This window comes from Arthrobacter sp. Y3225116, from assembly GCF_059091245.1.
The window spans coordinates 1-2,507 of the sequence record NZ_JBNHGL010000335.1 but is presented as its reverse complement, the minus strand read 5'-3'; the positions used below and the strand labels follow the sequence as shown (position 1 = coordinate 2,507).

At 69.4% G+C, this 2,507-nt stretch carries 3 protein-coding genes; all 3 read right to left on the bottom strand.

Annotated elements, in window-relative coordinates; genetic code table 11:
* The coding region (locus AC5RV2_RS16990) for a class I SAM-dependent methyltransferase (protein WP_494093313.1) at positions 1-420 on the bottom strand (420 nt) is incomplete at its 3' end.
* 55 nt (positions 421-475) lie between these two features.
* Positions 476-1,867 carry an FAD-binding oxidoreductase gene (locus tag AC5RV2_RS16985; protein ID WP_494093314.1) on the bottom strand — a complete coding sequence of 464 codons (1,392 nt, stop codon included), beginning with the start codon at positions 1,865-1,867 and terminating at the stop codon, positions 476-478.
* A 41-nt stretch (positions 1,868-1,908) separates the two neighbouring features.
* A complete protein-coding gene (locus AC5RV2_RS16980; protein ID WP_494093312.1) occupies positions 1,909-2,394 on the bottom strand; it encodes an SRPBCC domain-containing protein in 486 nt (161 codons plus the stop codon).
* Positions 2,395-2,507 lie beyond the last annotated feature (113 nt).

Genomic DNA, 2,507 nt, shown 5'->3' with positions numbered 1-2,507 from the left:
GGCCAGGTTGCGCAGCACATCGCCCGACGTGCCCGGGGCCAGGAAGGTCAGCACGTTGCCGGCGCTGACGATCACGTCGAACGGCTCGGCGATGCCCTGCGCGGGCAGGTCCAGCTCCGCCAGGTCGCCGACCAGCCAGGTACAGTCCGGGTGGTCCCTGCGGGCCGCTTCGATCAGCTCGGGATCGATGTCGACGCCGACCACCGAGTGTCCGCGGCGCGCCAGTTCGCCGCCCAGCCGGCCCGGTCCGCAGCCGGCGTCGAGGATCCTGCTGCCGCGCGGCACCATGGCGTCCACCAACCGGGCCTCACCGTGCAGGTCGGCTCCTTCGGCGCGCATCTGCTCGAAGCGCTGGATATACCACGCCGAATGGCCCGGGTTCCGGCGCTTCATCTCTTCCCACAACGTCTCTTTCCTCATGCCACCAGCCTACTGGCGGGCGCACGGACGGCCGGCATGCAGCCCGCCGGGCGGCTCACGCCGACGTGGACTCGGAGATCCGCGCCGGCAACGCCTTACCGGGATTCAGCAACCCCCGAGGATCGAACACATCCTTCAGCCGGCGCTGCAGTTCCAGCACCTCGTGGCTCTGCTCGCGCCCCAGCCACCGCACCTTGAACTGGCCGATGCCGTGTTCGCCGGTGATGGTGCCGCCCAGCGCCAGCCCCACATCGATGGACTCGTCCAGCGCCTCGTTGAGCGCAGCCAGCTTGGCCACGTCCCCGGGGCCGACCCAGAACGTCGGATGCAGGTTGCCGTCGCCGGCGTGCGCCACCACCTTCAGTCCGACGCCGTGGCGCTCGGCGATTTTCTGCAGTTCGTTGATGTAGTGCACCAGCTGGGAGCGGGGGACCGCGACGTCCTCCCCCACCCGGTAATGATCGTCCACCTCGGCGCCGCGGCTGTGCCGGCGCAGATCCATCAGCCGGATGGCTTCGGCGGTGTCCGCCGCCTTGATCTCGGCGCCGAGCCCGGCGAGGACCTCGCGGATGATGCCCGCTTCCACCTCGGCCGCATAGCCGTCGGTCTGAATCAGCAGCAGCGCCGCGCCGCGGCTGCGCAGGTTGGAACCCTGCTCCCGGTCCAGCTGCGCCATGGTGTTTCCGTCCAACAGTTCCATGATCGACGGCTGCACCCGCGCCCGTCCCACCGCCAATACCCCGGCCGCGGCAGTCGCCACATCGGGGAAGAACGCCGCCACCGTTTCCACGGCGGCCGGCAGGTAGCGCAGCCGCAGCGTCGCGCCGACCACCACCCCCAGGGTCCCCTCCGAGCCGACGAACAGTCCGGTCAGGTCGTAACCGGCCACGCCCTTGAACGTCCTGTGGCCGGTTCGGATCAGCGTCCCGTCGGCGAGCACCACGTCAAGCCCCAGCACGGATTCGCGGGTCACTCCGTACTTGGCGCAGCGCAGCCCGCCGGCGTTCGTCGCGATGTTCCCGCCGATGGTTGAGCTGCGATAGCTGGCCGGATCCGGCGCGTACATCAGCCCGTGCTCGGCGACGGCGGCATTCAGGTCGGCGTTGATCACGCCCGGTTCCACGCGGGCGATCTCGTCCCCCGGATGGATCTCCAGGATCCGGTCCATGGCCGCGAGGCTGAGCACCAGGCAGCCCTTGGACGCGTGCGCGCCGCCGGAGACCCCCGTGCCCGCCCCGCGGCACACCACGGGCACTCCCGCAGCATGCGCGGCCCGCATCACCGCCTGCACGTCCTCCACACTCTGCGCGCGGACGACGGCAATGGGCAACTGGTGGTCGAGGACCGGGCCTTGGTCGGTGGCGCAGGCAGCCAAATCCGTGGCTTCGGTGCTGACCGATCCCGCAGGCAGGGCGCGCTGAAGTTCCTCCAGAAAAGAATCCGTCACGCTCTCGGGGCCTCCGGTGGTCGTTCCGTTGTTGTTGCTGGTCACGCAGTCCCTCCCATGAACCGGACGTAACGGCCGAGCACCTGCGGCCATCCGTCGGCATAGGCGGCCCGCTCGCGCCCGCCCTCAGGCATGTTCTCCCAGCCGGAGTGGGTCAGTCGCACCTCGGTGCGACCCTCGCCGACGTCCACGAAGTCGACGTCGACTTCCCCCGACGCCGCGGGGCTCGTGCCAGGGTGCCAGGTGCAGCGCAAGTGGCTGCCGGGCGCCCATTCCAGGATCTCGCCCCAGACATGGACCTCATCGTCCAGCGTCGTTTCTGTCAGCACATGGTCCTCGAACTCCACGTGGCTGCCCTCGCCCGCCACGCTCTGGCGGTCCACCGGCCACCACAGATGGATGAGGTCGGTGAAGCCGCTGAAAGCCTCCTGGCTTTCCTGCGGCACGCTGACGCGGCAGTGGAGCGGATCGGAGCTCTTGGACGGTTCCGGCTCGCTCGGTGCGTGGGAGAACAGGGACGAATTCATAGCCCCAGCCTAGTCCGGTTGGTGGGGGTGGTTGGTGGTTAAACGCGGGAAGGCCCCGCCATCGTTGGCGGGGCCTTCCCGGTGTTCAAAGAATGTCCGGCGGCGACCTACTC